The sequence below is a fragment of the Pseudomonas capsici genome, assembly GCF_017165765.1.
GTDB classification, from domain to species: Bacteria; Pseudomonadota; Gammaproteobacteria; order Pseudomonadales; family Pseudomonadaceae; genus Aquipseudomonas; species Aquipseudomonas capsici.
In genome coordinates this window covers 278733-295220 of the sequence record NZ_JAFGZD010000001.1, presented here as the reverse complement: position 1 = coordinate 295220, position 16488 = coordinate 278733, and the positions used below count along the sequence as shown (strand labels likewise).

At 58.0% G+C, this 16488-nt stretch carries 14 protein-coding genes; 8 read left to right on the top strand and 6 right to left on the bottom strand.

All coding sequences use genetic code 11. The features are described from left to right. Nucleotide 1: 1 nt before the first annotated feature. The 5 genes from JSY17_RS01280 to JSY17_RS01260 form a co-directional block, all read right to left on the bottom strand. Nucleotides 2–379 carry a response regulator gene (locus tag JSY17_RS01280; RefSeq protein ID WP_025259857.1) on the bottom strand — a complete coding sequence of 126 codons (378 nt, stop codon included), beginning with the start codon at nt 377–379 and terminating at the stop codon, nt 2–4. A 109-nt stretch (nt 380–488) separates the two neighbouring features. Beyond that, nucleotides 489–1670, bottom strand: a complete 1182-nt coding sequence (locus JSY17_RS01275; RefSeq protein ID WP_206401144.1) for a hybrid sensor histidine kinase/response regulator — start codon at nt 1668–1670, stop codon at nt 489–491. Continuing rightward, on the bottom strand, nt 1664–2278 hold the full coding sequence (locus tag JSY17_RS01270) for a chemotaxis protein CheB (protein ID WP_117180912.1): 615 nt from the start codon (nt 2276–2278) through the stop codon (nt 1664–1666). The genes JSY17_RS01275 and JSY17_RS01270 overlap by 7 nt, the downstream gene beginning before the upstream one ends. Continuing rightward, entirely contained in the window at nt 2275–3096 is an 822-nt protein-coding gene (locus JSY17_RS01265; protein WP_117180913.1) for a CheR family methyltransferase, read from the bottom strand. Before JSY17_RS01265 ends, JSY17_RS01270 begins: the two co-directional genes overlap by 4 nt. Nucleotides 3097–3136: 40 nt before the next feature. Next, on the bottom strand, nt 3137–6637 hold the full coding sequence (locus JSY17_RS01260) for a response regulator (protein WP_201014797.1): 3501 nt from the start codon (nt 6635–6637) through the stop codon (nt 3137–3139). 345 nt (nt 6638–6982) lie between these two features. Between JSY17_RS01260 and JSY17_RS01255 the strand changes: the two genes are divergently transcribed. Next, nucleotides 6983–7342 carry a response regulator gene (locus JSY17_RS01255; RefSeq protein WP_117180915.1) on the top strand — a complete coding sequence of 120 codons (360 nt, stop codon included), beginning with the start codon at nt 6983–6985 and terminating at the stop codon, nt 7340–7342. 46 nt (nt 7343–7388) lie between these two features. After that, nucleotides 7389–8657, top strand: a complete 1269-nt coding sequence (locus JSY17_RS01250) for a glycosyltransferase (protein ID WP_206401400.1) — start codon at nt 7389–7391, stop codon at nt 8655–8657. 1 nt (nt 8658) lies between these two features. Here JSY17_RS01250 and cobF read toward each other — a convergent pair whose 3' ends face one another. Further along, nucleotides 8659–9414, bottom strand: a complete 756-nt coding sequence (cobF, locus tag JSY17_RS01245; protein WP_206401143.1) for a precorrin-6A synthase (deacetylating) — start codon at nt 9412–9414, stop codon at nt 8659–8661. A 119-nt stretch (nt 9415–9533) separates the two neighbouring features. Between cobF and JSY17_RS01240 the strand changes: the two genes are divergently transcribed. The 6 genes from JSY17_RS01240 to JSY17_RS01215 all read left to right on the top strand — a co-directional run bounded on the left by JSY17_RS01240 (nt 9534) and on the right by JSY17_RS01215 (nt 16486). Then, nucleotides 9534–10439 carry an AraC family transcriptional regulator gene (locus JSY17_RS01240; RefSeq protein ID WP_117180917.1) on the top strand — a complete coding sequence of 302 codons (906 nt, stop codon included), beginning with the start codon at nt 9534–9536 and terminating at the stop codon, nt 10437–10439. Between the two features lie 239 nt (nt 10440–10678). Beyond that, nucleotides 10679–12001 carry an ABC transporter substrate-binding protein gene (locus JSY17_RS01235; protein WP_117187095.1) on the top strand — a complete coding sequence of 441 codons (1323 nt, stop codon included), beginning with the start codon at nt 10679–10681 and terminating at the stop codon, nt 11999–12001. A gap of 74 nt (nt 12002–12075) precedes the next feature. After that, nucleotides 12076–13008, top strand: a complete 933-nt coding sequence (locus tag JSY17_RS01230; protein WP_206401140.1) for a carbohydrate ABC transporter permease — start codon at nt 12076–12078, stop codon at nt 13006–13008. A gap of 10 nt (nt 13009–13018) precedes the next feature. Next, nucleotides 13019–13852, top strand: a complete 834-nt coding sequence (locus tag JSY17_RS01225; RefSeq protein ID WP_117164776.1) for a carbohydrate ABC transporter permease — start codon at nt 13019–13021, stop codon at nt 13850–13852. Nucleotides 13853–13883: 31 nt separating this feature from the next. Beyond that, nucleotides 13884–14984 carry an ABC transporter ATP-binding protein gene (locus JSY17_RS01220; RefSeq protein ID WP_117180919.1) on the top strand — a complete coding sequence of 367 codons (1101 nt, stop codon included), beginning with the start codon at nt 13884–13886 and terminating at the stop codon, nt 14982–14984. A gap of 20 nt (nt 14985–15004) precedes the next feature. Beyond that, complete coding sequence (locus JSY17_RS01215) at nt 15005–16486, top strand: mannitol dehydrogenase family protein (RefSeq protein WP_206401138.1); 1482 nt, start codon at nt 15005–15007, stop codon at nt 16484–16486. The last annotated feature ends 2 nt before the right edge of the window (nt 16487–16488 follow it).

The following is a 16488-nucleotide window of genomic DNA, read 5'->3' as shown; positions in this document are numbered from 1 at the left end:
CTCAGGCCAGAAGGCGCTGAATCTGGGTGTGCAGGGTTTCCATGGTGAATGGCTTGGCCAGGATCGGCGCCTTGCGGGTGATAGGGCTGTCGCAATCCAGGATTTCCGCCGGGTAGCCGCTGATGAAGATGACCTTCAGTTCAGGGCGCAGCTTGACCGCCGGCTCGGCAATCATCACGCCGGAGAAACCGCCTGGCAGGCGATAGTCGGTGATCATCAGGTCCAGATGAGGCTTGGTAGCCAGAATCTCGAACGCCTGCTCGCCGTTGGAGGCCTGCAAGACCCGATAGCCCTCGCCCGACAGATAGTCGGCCAACAGCATCAGAATCAAGGGTTCGTCTTCGACGATTAGTACGACGTTTTCTGCATCAGCGCTCATGGAACTGCCTTTGTTCTGTAAATAGTAGCTGCCAATACGACCACGGCGCGTTGTAGAGGTTGCGCAAATTTTTCTGAAACTTCGCACAACCCCGTGGGAGGTATCAATCCTAGAGCGGCAGGCAGACCCGGAATGTCGAGCCCTTGCCCTCTTCGCTTTCCACGACAATCCGGCCGCCATGGGCCAGGACAATCTGTTCGGAGATAAACAGACCCAGTCCCAGGCCGGCCACTGCATGCTTGGCCGTTACCCGCTCGAACTGCTGGAAGATGCGCTTCTGGTTTTCCTCGGAAATACCGATCCCCTGATCGGTCACCTCGACCCGTGCCTCGCCATCTGCACAATACACACGCACCTCGATCGGCTTGCGGGCACCGTAGCGCATGGCGTTGGTCAGCAGGTTGGCCACCACCTGCTCGATCCGGAATTCGTCCCAGACCCCGATGACCGGCTCGTCGGCAAACAGGGTAACGGTGGATTCGGTCGCAGCAATCTGAGCCGCGAAGTTTTCCAGCAACTGGCCCACCAGCTCGCTCAGATCAAAGGCATTGGGCCGGATCGACAGCTTGCCGGTGCGGATGCGGGACACATCGAGCATGTCCTCGATCAGCCGGATCAGGCTCTGGATCTGGCGCTCGTCGCGCTCGACCATGCCGCGCAGTTTGTCCAGGGTGAACGCCGAGGTGTTGTCCTTGGCAAGATGCAACTTGCGCAACTGGGTTTCCAGAATCAGGCCATTGAGGGGCGTGCGCACCTCATGAGAGACGATGGACATGAAGTCGTCGCGCATGCGAATGGCATGTTCGAGTTCGCCCTGGGTCGCCTGCAGACGCTTGAGCAATGCTTCCTGTTCCTGGCGACTCTGCTCCAGCGCCTCGACCTGCATTTTCACGGCCTTGCGCTGGCGATACAGTTCGACAAAGACATTGACCTTGCTCTTGACCGCGTGGATATCCAGCGGCTTGTGCAGGAAGTCCACGGCTCCGCTTTCGTAACCCTTGAAGGCGTAGTTGAGTTCACGCCCCGCCGCGCTGACAAACACAATGGGGATATGTTTGGTCTTTTCCGTACTGCGCATCATCTCGGCCAGCTCGAAACCGTTCATGCCGGGCATCTGCACGTCGAGGATGGCCAGGGCGAACTCATGCTGCAGCAACAGGGACAAGGCTTCATCGGCCGACAAGGCCTTGTACACCGTGCGGTCATCGCGCTTGATCAATGCTTCCAGGGCAAGCAGGTTTTCCGGCAAATCGTCGACTATGAGCAGTTTTGCCTGGATTTCATTTAGCATGTGATTCGTTCCAGCTTGACCAGCAGTTGGCCTATTTCATTCAAAGGCAGAAGGTAATCAGGCGAATGAAGCGCCAGAGCCGCCTCTGGCATGGTGCGCGCCAGGGCCTGATCCGGATCCTGAATCACGGTAAAACCACCGTATCTGTTTATTTTTGCCAAGCCGAGCGCCCCATCGTTATTGGCACCGGTCAGCAATACGCCTGCAAGGCGTGAGCCAAAGGCATCCGCAGCCGAATCGAACAGAATATCGATGCTGGGCCGCGAATGAAAAACGCGCTCTTCCTGACTCAATGAAAAGCTGTGATCGTTCTCCACCGACAGGTGATAACCGGCAGGCGCAAAATACAGCGTGCCGGGCATGATGGACTCCTTGTCGTCAGCTTCCTTGACCGGGATTGCCAGACGATTCTGGAATACATGGGCCAACTGGCTGCGGCGCTCCTCCGGCAGATGCAGGACGGCAATGATCGGCAGAGCAAAGCCCGGCCTGAGCATGCCGAATATTTTCAGCAATGCTTCCACACCACCCGCCGAGGCACCGACGACAATGGCATCCACTGCCGGCAGAATGCAATCGGCCGACTCGACACTGAAGGTGGTTTTCATTTTTTCCGGTAGATCCGTTCCGGTTTCACCAATGTTTCGAAAGAATCGCTGTACTCGGAAAAATCCAGAGTCTCCTTGCTGCCCAAGGCCAGAAATCCGCGATGGCATAATGACTCATGGAACAACCCGAAGGTTCGGTTCTGAAGGTTCTTGTTGAAATAGATCAGCACGTTACGGCATGAAATGAGCTGCGTTTCGGAGAAAACGCTGTCAGTGGCCAGACTGTGATCGGCGAAAGTGACATTCTCGCGCAAGGTCTTGTCGAAGATCGCGTAATCATAGGCCGAGGTGTAGTAATCCGAGAGCTCGCGCTGACCACCGGCCTTGCGATAGTTTTCGGCATAGGCCCGCACGCTCTCCATGGAGAAGATGCCCTGCTTGGCCTTTTCCAGGGAGCTTGGATTGATATCGGTGGCATAAATGATGGTGCGCTCCAGCAACCCCTCTTCGCGCAACAGAATGGCCATCGAATAGACTTCTTCCCCCGTACTGCATCCGGCGATCCAGACCTTGATCGACGGATAGGTCCTGAGCAGCGGCACAACCTCCTGGCGGATGGCCAGAAAGTGCGAAGGATCGCGAAACATCTCGCTGACCGGAATGGTCAGCAATTGCAGCAATTGCATGAAGGCCGCCGGATCGTGCAGCACACGCTCCTGCAAGGCAGAAATGGTGCTGCAATCGAACTGACGCAGAGCATGGTTGACCCGACGCTTGATGGACGCGCCGGAATAGTCCCGAAAGTCGTAGCTGTATTTCAGGTAAATCGCATCGATCAGCAGTTGCAGCTCGATATCCGCGTTTCGATCAAGTGCCATGAAAAAGCCTGAAAAAATAAATCGTTTGGGCAGCCATTACTCAAATACGTTCCATTTTCGGCAGCCAGACCCGAATCAACGAGAATAACCGGTCAAGGTCGATGGGCTTGGCCAGATAATCGTTGGAACCCGCCTGCAGGCAACGCTCCTGATCGTCCTTCATGGCCTTGGCGGTCACCGCAATGATCGGCAGCTTGCGCCAGCGAGGATCCTTGCGAATCTCGACGGTCGCTTCGTAACCGTCCATCTCCGGCATCATCACATCCATCAGCACCAGATCGATATCCTCGACCTCATTGAGCTTTGCAATGGCTTCAATGCCGTTACGGGCGATCTCCACCACCGCGCCCTTGTGCTCCAGAGCACTGGTGAGGGCGAAGATATTGCGCACATCGTCATCGACCACCAGGATCTTGCGCGCCTCGAAGACCTTGTCGCGACTGCGGGCCGTCTTGAGCATTTTCTGCCGCTCGTTGGAGAGCTGCGACTCGATCTTGTGCAGGAACAGGGTGACCTCATCCAGCAGGCGCTCCGGCGAACGGGCACCCTTGATGATGATCGAGCGCGAATACTTCATCAGCTCGGCCTCTTCGTCACGGGTCATGTTACGCCCCGTGTAGACGATCACCGGCGGGAAGGAACGGATGTCCTCGGTGGACATGCGCTTGAGCAGCTCATTGCCCAGCATGTCCGGCAACTTGAGGTCGATGATCATGCAGTCGTAGATATTTTCCCGCAGCAGATCCAGCGCCTCATGAGCGAAGCCCACGGCGGTGATTTCGATATCATCGTCACCGATCAGCCGCGCAATGCTGTCACGCTGCAAGGCATCGTCCTCGACCAGCAGAATACGCTTGACCTTCTGAGTCAGCTTGGCTTCGAGTCTGGCAAAGACATCCTTGAGCTCTTCACGGGTCGTCGGCTTGACCGCATAACCGATCGCGCCCATGTGCATGGCCGCTTCCTGACGATCCTCGACAGAAATCACATGCACCGGGATATGCCGGGTAGGTGCCAGTTCCTTGAGGCGCTGCAGCACGGTCAGGCCCGAATGATCCGGCAGGCGCATGTCCAGCAGGATTGCATCGGGGATGAACTCCGCTGCCAGGTTGAAACCTTCATCGGCGGCATGGGCAACCAGACAGTTGTATCCCAGCTCGTGGGCCAGATCGAAAAGGATCTGCGCGAACTGCACTTCATCTTCGATAACCAGAATGCAGCGCCCGCTGAACGGTGCCTTGTGGCGATCATCGGCAAAGGTTGCCAGCGGTATGTCCGGTTTGGACTCGACAACCGGCTGACTTGCCAACGGCAGCGTGACGGCAGGCGAAGAAATGATCACCGACCGCTCGCTGCCCTCCTCTTCGCGCTCCTGCTCGACGTACTGCTCGGGCAATACCAGAGAGAAAATACTGCCCTGGCCCGGCGCACTGGTGACGCTGATGGAGCCGCCCAGCAAGGCTGCCAGATCGCGGGAAATCGACAGTCCCAGACCGGTGCCGCCGTAACGGCGGTTGGTGGTGCCATCGGCCTGGCGGAAGGCTTCGAAAATGCTCTGCTGATGCTCCGGGGCAATACCGATACCGGAGTCGCGCACGGTAAACACAATGCCCGCACCCGGCTGACGGGAAACGATCATGCTCACGGTACCGCTCTCGGTGAACTTGATGGCGTTGGACAAGAGATTCTTGAGAATCTGCTCCAGACGCTGGCGATCGGTAAACAGCATGGTTGGCGTGCCAGGCTGCACTTCCACGATGAAATCCAGATTCTTTTCGCTTGCCAGCGGCTGGAACATGCCACGCAGGCCATCCACCAGACGCGACACACTGCTGTTCTCGGGACGGACTTCCAGCTTGCCCGCCTCGACCTTGGAGATATCCAGAATGTCGTTGATCAGGTTCAGCAGATCATTGCCTGCCGAGTAGATCGATTCGGCAAACTTGACCTGCTCCTGGGTCAGGTTCTCGGTCGGGTTTTCCGCCAGCAGCTTGGCCAGGATCAACGAGCTGTTGAGCGGCGTGCGCAGTTCATGGGACATGTTGGCCAGGAACTCGGACTTGTACTTGCTGGAGCGCTGCAGTTCGTCGGCACGAGCCTGCAACTCCACCTGGGCCTGACTCAGTTCTTCGTTCTTGCTGTCGAGGATATCGCGCTGATCTTCCAGGGCCTGACTCTGTTCGGCCAACTGGGTGTTGGTCTGCTCGAGTTCGGCCTGCTGGGTTTCCAGATGCGCCTGGGATTCCTTGAGGATGCGCGACTGCTCTTCGAGCTCTTCGTTGGCGGTACGCAACTCTTCCTGCTGGACCTGCAATTCTTCATTGAGCTGCTGGGTTTCGGTCAGGACTTCCTGGAGACGCTGACGATAACGCGCCGCCTCGATGGAAGTGCCGACATTCGAGGCCACCAGCTCCAGAAACTCGATGTCCTTTTCGGTCAGCGCGCGCATGAAGCCCAGTTCGACCACGCCATTCACCTGATCGTCATTGCTGGTCGGGACGATCACCACACTGCTCGGCAGGCCTTCGCCCAGACCGGAGCTGTACTTGAAATAATCGCCGGGCAATCCATCGAGGGCGACGATGCGGTTCTGCTGGGCAGCCTGGCCGATGACACCTTCGCCACTGTAGATCGTCTGCTCCTGCTCTTCATGCTCCCGGGAGAACCCGTAAGAGGCGACACGTAACAGGCCACCGTGCTCCTGACGGACATAGACAGCCGCTACCACAGCCCCCAGATACTGGGCGAAGAACTGCAGGATATGCTGCCCGAGGGTATTGAGCGTCAACTGGCCAAGCACCTGTTCGGCCAGCTCGCTCTGGCCATTGCGCAACCAGGCAACCTTCTGCAAACGCTCGGCGTTGTCTTCAAGCTGATTCAGGTTGGAGCTGTATGTCGTGGACAGCGAAAGCAGATCACGCCGTCCGAAGTAAGCCAGGATGCCACTGACCGCCAGCACAAAGATCATGTACAGCACCACGCACGCAATGGTCGTGCGGGTCACGTCGGCGTTGCGGGCAAGGCGCAACTGCTGCTCCATGGCGACGACCTGATCGTACTCGGTACGGATTTCATCGGTAATGCGCTTGCCGCGCCCGGCCCGGGTGGCCAGGACGAAATCGCCGTTCTGACGGCGCATTTCAATCATTTCCTGAGCGAAATGCCCCCACTCCTCCTGCAGGGTGGACAACCGGCGGAAACGGTCCACTTGCGTCGGGTTATCGACAACCAGCTCTTCCAGGTTTTTCAACTCGGCCTTGAGCAAGGGTTTCGCGACTTCATAGGGGTCAAGAAAGTTTTCCTGCCCGGTCAGCAGGAAACCGCGCATGCCGGTCTCCATGTCGATGGAAAGCTTCATGGCCCGGTTGGTGCTGTTGAGGACCCGGTCCGTATGCTCGACCCACTGGATGACCGAAAGCAGGTAGCCGATCAGGACGGCGAAGAAAAACGCACTTAAAACGCCCACACCCAGCGGCAGACTGATGTTGCGGACCAGTAGTTTGCGAAAGCGCTGCTCATCGACGACAGACGTCCGGTTCATGAAAAGTCCCTGGCGTGATATCAAAACAGTAGAGTTTGCCGTAACAGCAAGAAAAAGACTCACTTTTCTCGCATAGAGGATTGAAATTTCACACATAAATCGGCGATAAGCTCGCCATCTGCAGCGAGTAAAGCCTTATGGCCAAGGATAGCTATCCAATCAAATCAGATGGAACTTCTGGTTGTGTTTTATTTACTGATGGATAGAACGGGCAAAAAGTCGACTGTTTTCGATCAGGTTGGCCTGTTTTCAAGACAACATGATCCAAATGCAGTGACTTTTCGTACAAAAGCCCGCAGGCTGCGCCTTGTGCGTAGCTTCACTACCATTTTCTAGGAAATCGCCATGCCCGACGCAGCCAACACCATTCTTGTGGTCGAAGATGACAGCATCGTACGCATGCTGATCATCGATGTGCTTGAAGAACTGGAGTATCAGGTACTCGAAGCTTCGGACGCCCAGGAAGCGCTGGCTCATCTCGAAGACCAGGCCACTCGCATCGATCTGCTGATGACCGATCAGGGCCTGCCTGACATGCGCGGCACGGAACTGGCCAGACAGGCACGCAAACTGCGTGCGCAACTGCCGATCCTGTTCGCCAGTGGCTATTCGGAAAACATCGAAGTGCCGGCCGACATGCATGTGATCGGCAAGCCGTTCTCCATCGATGATCTGCGCGACAAGGTAAAAAGCATCCTTGGCTAACAATGACGTCCACCCCGCCCAGATTCCATCCCGAGCAAAAACCCGACTGTTGATCATTGGCTATGTATGGCCCGAGCCCCGTTCCTCGGCGGCCAGCGGCCATGTCATGCAATTGATCCAGTGTTTTCTCGAACAGCACTGGCACATCACTTTCGCCAGCCCGGCAACGGAAGGCGAACACCGTGCCGACCTGAAGAGCCTCGGTATCGACGAAGTACGCATCGAGCTCAACAGCAGCAGCTTCGATACCTTCGTCAGCGAGCTTCAGCCCGATATCGTGCTGTTCGACCAGTTCCTGATCGAAGAACAGTTTGGCTGGCGGGTAGAGAAGCACTGCCCCGATGCCCTGCGAATTCTGGAAACGTCCGACTTCCAGAGCCTGCGCCACACGCGCCATCAACTGCTTAAAGAGCACTTGAACGAATCCTCGGAACCCGATGATTTGAATGGTTTTTTCGATTCCGACCATTCACATCTGTTCAAGCACATCGCCAGCAGCGATCTGGCACAGCGGGAAGTGGCCTCACTCTATCGCTGCGACCTGAATCTGATGGTTTCGGACGTGGAAATCGACCTGCTGAACGAGCAGTTTGGCGTGCCGAAATCCCTGCTGCACTGGTGCCCCCTGATGCTCGATGGCGTACCGAACAGCGCAACGCCCTTCGAGCAGCGGGCGCACTTTCTCAGCATCGGCAACTTTCGTCATGCCCCCAACTGGGACGCCGTCCTCTGGATGAAAAGCGCCATCTGGCCGCTGATTCGCCAACAGTTGCCCACTGCACAACTGCATATCTACGGTGCCTATACACCGCCCAAAGCCACGGCACTGCATAACGCGGCGCAGGGCTTTCACATCATGAACTGGGCCGAAGACGCCCTGGAAGTGATGTCCGGCGCACGTATTTGCCTGGCACCGCTACGCTTTGGTGCCGGCATCAAAGGCAAGCTGATGGATGCCATGCTCAGCGGCACGCCTTCGGTAACGACGCCCGTGGGCGCCGAAGCCATGAGCGGCGGCCTGCCCTGGCCGGGCAGCATTGCTCGCAGTGCCAGCGAAATCGCCAGCGCGGCGGTGCGTCTGTATCAGGATCAGACCTTGTGGAACGAGGCTCAGGCCGCGGGCCGGACGCTTCTGCAAACGCGCTTCCAGCACAGGCAGCACTGCGACAGCCTGATCGAACGTATCGAAGCCTTGCGCCAGGACCTGCCCTGCCATCGCATCGCCAATTTCACCGGCGCGATGCTTCGCCATCATCACCACAAAAGCACCCAGTACATGGCACAGTGGATCGAGGCGAAGAATCGCAAGGATTGAATCATCCCTTGCGCAGCAGATAGGTATCCATGATCCAGCCCTTGCGGCTGCGCGCCTCATCGCGTAGCCGCCTGATCTGTCCATGGAGTTCATCGAGCGGACCGGACAGCAGGATCTCGTCCGGCGTCCCCAGGTAAGCCCCCCAATAGATATCCAGCCCCTGCCCGACAAAGCGTTCGAAGGTGCAGTGCGCATCGAGCATCACCACTACATTGTCCAGTTCCTCTGCCGCCATGTCGGCCAGTCGCCTGCCGGTGGTGATACGAATCGGTTCGCCAATCCGGTTCAATGGCACACGATGCTGCGCCACCAGCGCCTGGACACTGGTAATGCCGGGAATGACCCGGTAATCGAACACTTCCCTGCCCCGGGCCAGCACCTGCTCGAGAATCCTCAGGGTGCTGTCGTACAGCGACGGATCACCCCAGACCAGAAAGGCCCCCGTCTCCTGCGCCCCCAGCTCATCACCGATCAACCGTTCGAACAGCACCGCCCGCTGCTCATGCCAGTGCTCGATGCCGCGCTCATAGCCTTGAGGATCGTCTTCGCGCCGGGGATCGCATACCTGCACCAGCCGATAATCGTCACCCTGGATATAGCGCTGGCATATCTCTTTTCTCAGGCGCAGCAGATCATCCTCGGCATAGCCCTTGTCCAGAAGAAAGAACACCCTGGCACGATTCAGGGCATTGATGGCCTGCACGGTAATTTGTTCGGGATCTCCGGCACCAATTCCGATCAGAAGGATCTGTTTCATCAGGCAATGACTCCGGTTTCGCTGCAAATAGCTACTTGGCAATTTGCACAAGACGACTGGGCATGAATGGAACAATTGAGGCACATTAGCAGGCTGGTACCTTTGGAGGCGGTCGGACCATGACAAGAACAGCAAGAATCTCAGACCCTTCCTACGAGTTGATGGACGACCATAATGGCCTGTCGATCATCTATCGCGAACACGGCTTTCCCTGCCCGCTGGTGCGCTGGCACTTCCACAAGGAATACGAGCTGCACCTGATCGTCGCCAGCTCCGGAAAGGTATTCGTCGGCGACTATATCGGCAACTTCCACCCCGGCAGTCTGTTCCTCACCGGCCCGAACCTGCCGCACAACTGGATCAGTCAGATCCAGGAAGACGAAGTGGTGCCCAAGCGCGACATGCTGGTCAACTTCACCGATGAGTTGCTGGAAAGCGGCAATCAGGTGTTTACCGAACTCAAGAGCCTGACGCCGCTGCTGGAACGCGCCCAGTACGGTATCGAGTTTCGCTGCAAACGCACGATCCGCCAGGCCATGAAGCTGATGCAGAAGATCGCCGATTCCCGAGGCATCACCCGGCTCGGGCACTTTCTGATCCTGCTGGAACTGCTGGCTGCCAGCGATGACTTCCAGTTGCTTTCGGGCACCACGGTGTCGCACATGGCCGACGAGCACAGTGTGGAGCGGACCAACCGGGCGGTGGACTATATCTTTGCCCACTACGGGCGCGAACTGCCTCTGGAAGAGGTCGCCGAATATCTGGGGATGAAACCCACGTACTTTTCCCGGGTGTTCAAACAGGCCACCGGACGCTGCTTCGTGGAATTCGTCAATCGCCTGCGCATCAGCAAGTCCTGCGAGCTGCTGGCCGACGGCGACATGCCCGTGACGGATATCTGTTTCGAGTCGGGTTTCAATAACATTTCCAACTTCAACCGCCGCTTCCAGCAGCTCAAAGGCATGACGCCCTCCCATTACCGACGCCTTGCCGTCCAGCGCCTCACCGAACAGAACCTGTACTGATTCGTCCTGTTTTCACCCTTCTCGTCTACGCTGATTCTGCATTGCAGCCTGCCCGATGGCGGCTGCAGTGGGTTTTCAGATCTGTGCCGAATGCAAAAAAGTATCAGTTGAAGTGCGGCGCAGGATTTGTCATCGCGCTTCAAGGCCGGTGTAATCAGCCCACATCTTCCTCATCTCCGGAAGAGACAAAAACAATAACCGACCCTCCAGGCTCACCGAGCATGGAAGAGGAGTGACCCATGAAGACCTCAGCAAAATTCCTGCTTGCCAGTTCAGTCCTCAGCGCCGGTTTCCTGTTCGGCGGCAACGCTGCTGCAGGGACCGTGACCATCGCCACGGTCAACAACAGCGACATGATCCGCATGCAACGCCTCTCCAAGACCTTTGAAGAACAGCATCCCGACATCAAGCTCAACTGGGTGGTGCTGGAAGAAAACGTCCTGCGCCAGCGCCTGACCACCGACATTGCCACCAAGGGCGGTCAGTTCGATGTGCTGACCATCGGCATGTACGAAGCCTCACTCTGGGGCGCCAAGGGCTGGCTGCAGGAAATGAAAGACCTGCCTGCCAGCTACCAGCTCGATGATGTCTTCCCCTCCGTGCGCGACGGTCTGTCGGTGGATGGCAAGCTGTTCGCCCTGCCGTTCTATGCGGAAAGCTCGATTACCTACTATCGCAAGGACCTGTTCCAGAATGCCGGCCTGACCATGCCGGAGCGTCCGACCTGGACTCAGATTGCCGAGTTCGCGGGCAAGCTCACCGACAAGTCCAAGGAGCAATACGGCATCTGCCTGCGCGGCAAGGCCGGCTGGGGCGAGAACATGGCACTGATTACTACGGTGGCCAACGCCTACGGTGCACGCTGGTTCGACGAACAATGGAAACCCCAGTTCGATCAACCGGAATGGAAAAACGCCCTCAACTTCTACGTCAACACCATGAAACAGTCCGGGCCACCCGGCGCATCGAGCAACGGTTTCAACGAAAACCTGGCCCTGTTCAACAGCGGCAAGTGCGCGATCTGGGTCGATGCCAGCGTGGCGGGCTCCTTTGTCACCGACAAGAGCCAGAGCAAGGTGGCAGACCATGTCGGCTTCACCTATGCCCCTCATGAGGTGACGGACAAAGGCTCGTCGTGGCTGTATTCCTGGTCTCTGGCGATCCCGACCAGTGCCAAGAACACCAAGGACGCCCAGGCCTTCACTCAATGGGCAACCTCCAGGGAATATGCCGCTCTGGTTGCCGAGAAAGATGGTGTTTCCAATGTGCCGCCAGGCACACGTGCATCGACCTACACCGATGAATACAAGAAAGCCGCGCCGTTCGCCGATATCACCCTCAAATCCCTGATGGCCGTGACACCCAAGACGCCCACCCTCAAGCCGGTGCCTTACGTGGGCATCCAGTTGGTGACCATTCCCGAGTTCCAGGCCATCGGCACCAGTGTCGGCCAGCAGTTCTCGGCAGCCCTGATCGGCCAGTCGACAGTGGAGAACGCCTTGAAAATGGCGCAGAACTCCACCGAGCGCGACATGAAACGAGCCGGCTACCCGAAAAAGTAGACCTCGTGACTCAAGCCGGGGGGCGTCAGCCCCTCGACTCCCGCTGACAGGCAAATCCCGGTTCGGAGTTCCCCATGAAGACCTCAGCCACTCCTGCTCGTCCGGATTTATCCGGCGAGATCCCCAAGGCCAGAAACAACAGATTCAAACCCGGATGGTTTCTGGTCAGCCCTTCCGTGACCCTCTTGCTGGTCTGGATGATCGTGCCGCTGGGCATGACCATTTACTTCTCGCTGATTCGCTACAACCTGTTGAGCCCCGGCGATAACGAATTCGTCGGCCTGGAAAACTTCACTTACTTCGTCACCGACAGCGGCTTCCTGCCCGGTGCCGGAAATACCTTGCTGCTGGTGGGCAGCGTGCTGGCGATCAGCGTGATTCTCGGCGTACTGATTTCCGCCCTGCTGGAAGCCAGCGAGTTCTTTGGCCGCGGCATCGTACGGGTGTTGTTGATCTCGCCCTTCTTCATCATGCCCACGGTCAGCGCCCTGATCTGGAAAAACCTGATTTTCCATCCGGTTTCCGGTGTACTGGCCGCCGTGTGGCGCTTCTTCGGTGCAGAACCCGTCGACTGGTTCGCCCATTACCCGATGCTGTCGATCATTATCATCGTGTCATGGCAGTGGCTGCCGTTCGCCATCCTGATCCTGATGACCGCCATGCAGTCGCTGGACCAGGAACAGAAGGAAGCGGCACGACTCGACGGTGCCGGCCCAATTGCGATTTTCTGGCACCTGACCCTGCCCCACCTGGCCCGGCCGATCGCCGTGGTGGTGATGATCGAGACGATTTTCCTGCTCTCGGTGTTTGCCGAAATCTTTACCACCACCAATGGCGGTCCGGGCTTCGCCTCGACCAACCTGGCGTACCTGATCTACATCCAGGCATTGCTGCAGTTCGATGTCGGCATGGCCTCGGCGGGCGGCCTGATTGCGGTCGTCATTGCCAATATCGCGGCGATCATCCTGATCCGGATGATCGGCAAAAACCTCACCGACAAGTCATGAGGGCCTTGCCATGATGACGCTGAAACAATCACGACGCCTGCAAAGCGTGCTGCTCGGGGCCTTGTCCTGGCTTATCGCCGCACTGATCTTCTTCCCGATCTTCTGGATGGTGCTGACCAGCTTCAAGACCGAGATCGACGCTTTCGCGACGCCGCCGCAACTGTTCTTCACGCCGACGCTGGAAAACTACCTGCACATTCAGGAACGCAGCGATTACTTCCACTTTGCCTGGAACTCGGTGCTGATCTCGTTCAGCGCCACGATCCTGTGCATGCTGGTGGCGATCCCGGCGGCCTACTCCATGGCGTTCTTCGAGACCAAACGGACCAAGAGCACGCTGCTGTGGATGCTCTCCACCAAGATGCTGCCGCCGGTGGGGGTGCTGATGCCGATCTACCTGCTGGCCAAGACCTTTGGCCTGCTGGATTCACGTCTGGCACTGATCATCATCTACACGCTGATCAACCTGCCGATCGTGGTCTGGATGATTTACACCTACTTCAAGGACATTCCCGGAGAAATCCTCGAAGCCTCGCGACTGGACGGTGCCAGCACCCGCCAGGAGATATTCCGGGTGCTGATGCCGATCTGCAAGGGCGGCCTGGCATCGACGGCGCTGCTGTCACTGATTCTGTGCTGGAACGAGGCGTTCTGGTCCCTGAACCTCACGTCCTCCAGTGCCGCACCGCTCACGGCGCTGATCGCCTCGTACTCAAGCCCCGAAGGATTGTTCTGGGCCAAGCTCTCGGCCGTCTCGACCCTGGCCTGCGCACCGATCCTGATTTTCGGCTGGATCAGCCAGAAGCAACTGGTCCGCGGCCTGTCGTTCGGCGCCGTCAAATAGCCCGAATTCAAGAATAAAAACGGAGTCAAGCATGGCTAATCTCAGTATCAGAAATCTGCAAAAAGGCTTCGACGGCCATCAGATCATCAAAGGCATCGATCTGGATGTGAACGATCGCGAGTTCGTGGTCTTCGTCGGCCCCTCGGGTTGTGGCAAGTCCACCCTGCTGCGCCTGATTGCCGGACTGGAAGAAGTCACTTCCGGAAGCATCGAACTCGATGGTCGCGAGATCACCCAGGTCACTCCGGCCAAGCGCGACCTGGCCATGGTGTTCCAGACCTACGCCCTGTATCCGCACATGACCGTGGGCAAGAATCTGTCCTTTGCCCTGGATCTGGCGGGTGGCGACAAGGCCGAGATCAAGAAGAAGGTGGATGAAGCGGCGCGCATCCTGGAACTGGGACCGCTGCTGGAACGTAAACCCAAGCAGCTTTCCGGCGGTCAGCGTCAACGGGTCGCCATTGGCCGGGCCATCGTGCGCAACCCGAAAATCTTCCTCTTCGACGAACCCCTTTCCAACCTCGACGCCGCCTTGCGGGTGCAGACCCGGCTGGAGTTGTCTCGCCTGCACAAGGAACTGCAGGCCACGATGATCTACGTCACCCACGATCAGGTCGAAGCCATGACTCTGGCCGACAAGGTGGTGGTGCTCAATGGTGGCAAGGTCGAGCAGGTCGGCTCGCCGCTGGATCTGTATCACCGCCCGGCCAACCTGTTTGTCGCAGGCTTTCTCGGCACACCGAAAATGGGCTTTCTCAAGGGGCGTCTCAGCCGCGTCGACAGCCATGAGTGTGAAGTCGAGCTGGATGCCGGTACACGTATCACCTTGCCGGTGAGTCGTGCGGGTTTGAGTGTCGGCGCTCCGGTCACGCTGGGTATCCGTCCCGAGCATCTGAATATTGCCCAGAGCGGCGAGTGTCAGTTGCAGGTCACCGCCGATGTCAGCGAACGCCTGGGCAGCGATACCTATTGCCATGTCCGCACCCGCTCGGGCGAAGCCCTGACCATGCGTATCCGTGGCGACCTGGCCAGCCAGTATGGCGAAACCCTGAACCTGCATCTCGATAGCGACCATTGCCATCTGTTCGACGAGCAGGGACTGGTGATTGCCAAGGCCCTGGTCGCTGCCTGACTTATTGGAGAGCCTCTGACATGAAACTGAACAAACAGAACCTGTCACAACTGGGCGCCGATATTGCCCGCCCCGACTACTCGGCCAGTGAAACACGCCAGGGCATCGCCCATATCGGCGTCGGCGGCTTTCACCGGGCACATCAGGCGTTTTACACCGATGCCCTGATGAACAGCGGCGAAGGCCTGGACTGGAGCATCTGCGGCGTAGGCCTGCGCCCCGAAGACCGAAGCGTGCGAGATGCACTGGCCGGTCAGGACTATCTCTACACCCTGTTTGAGCTGGGTGACACACCGGACACCGAAACCCGGGTCATTGCCTCCATCAGCGGCATGCTGCTGGCCGAAGAAGATCCCCAGGCACTGATCGACAAGCTGGCCAGCCCGGAAATCCGCATCGTTTCGCTGACCATCACTGAAGGCGGCTACTGCATCGATGACAGCAACGGCCAGTTCATGGCCCATCTGCCACAGATCAGACATGACCTGGCCCATCCCAATACCCCGGGCACGGTATTCGGCTTTCTGTGTGCCGCGCTGGCCCGCCGGCGTGCGGCAGGCATCCCGGCCTTTACACTGATGTCCTGCGATAACCTGCCCCACAACGGCGCCGTGACCCGCAAGGCACTGCTGGCCTTTGCCGCCCTGCGCGACGCCGATCTGCATGACTGGATTGCCGAGAACGTGAGCTTCCCCAACGCCATGGTCGACCGCATCACGCCCATGACCAGTTCGGCACATCGCCTGAAACTGGCCGATGAAAAGCATATCGACGACGCCTGGCCGGTGGTGTGCGAGCCTTTTGTGCAATGGGTACTGGAAGACAAGTTCGTCAATGGCCGCCCGGCCTGGGAAAAGGTCGGCGTGCAGTTCACCGACGACGTGACACCTTACGAAGAGATGAAAATCAAGCTGCTCAACGGCAGCCATCTGGCCCTGACCTATCTGGGCTTTCTGAAAGGCTATCGCTTCGTTCACGAAACCATGAACGACCCGCTGTTCGTGCGTTATATCCGCACCTACATGGATCTGGATGTCACCCCGCAACTGGCATCGGTGCCGGGCATCGATCTGGAAGGCTACAAGGACACCCTGATCGAGCGTTTCTCCAATCAGGCGATTGCCGACCAACTGGAGCGCGTGTGTTCGGATGGCTCCTCGAAATTCCCCAAGTTCACCATCCCGACCATCAACCGGCTGATTGTCGATCAGGGCAATCTGCAGCGCGCCTCACTGGTGGTAGCGGCCTGGGCCTTGTATCTCAAGGGCGTGGACGAGAACGGCACGACCTACAGGATTCCCGACCCACGGGCTGACTTCTGTCAGGCGCTGGTTGCCGACGATGCGTTGCTGACCCAGCGGTTACTGGGCGTGGAAGAAATCTTTGGCCTGGCAATCCCCCGCTCTGCCGAATTCGTCGCCGCTTTCGAGCAGAACGTCAATAACCTGCGGGACCTGGGAGTCAGCGGCACACTGGAAAAAATCCTGGCCAACGGCCTTTGAGA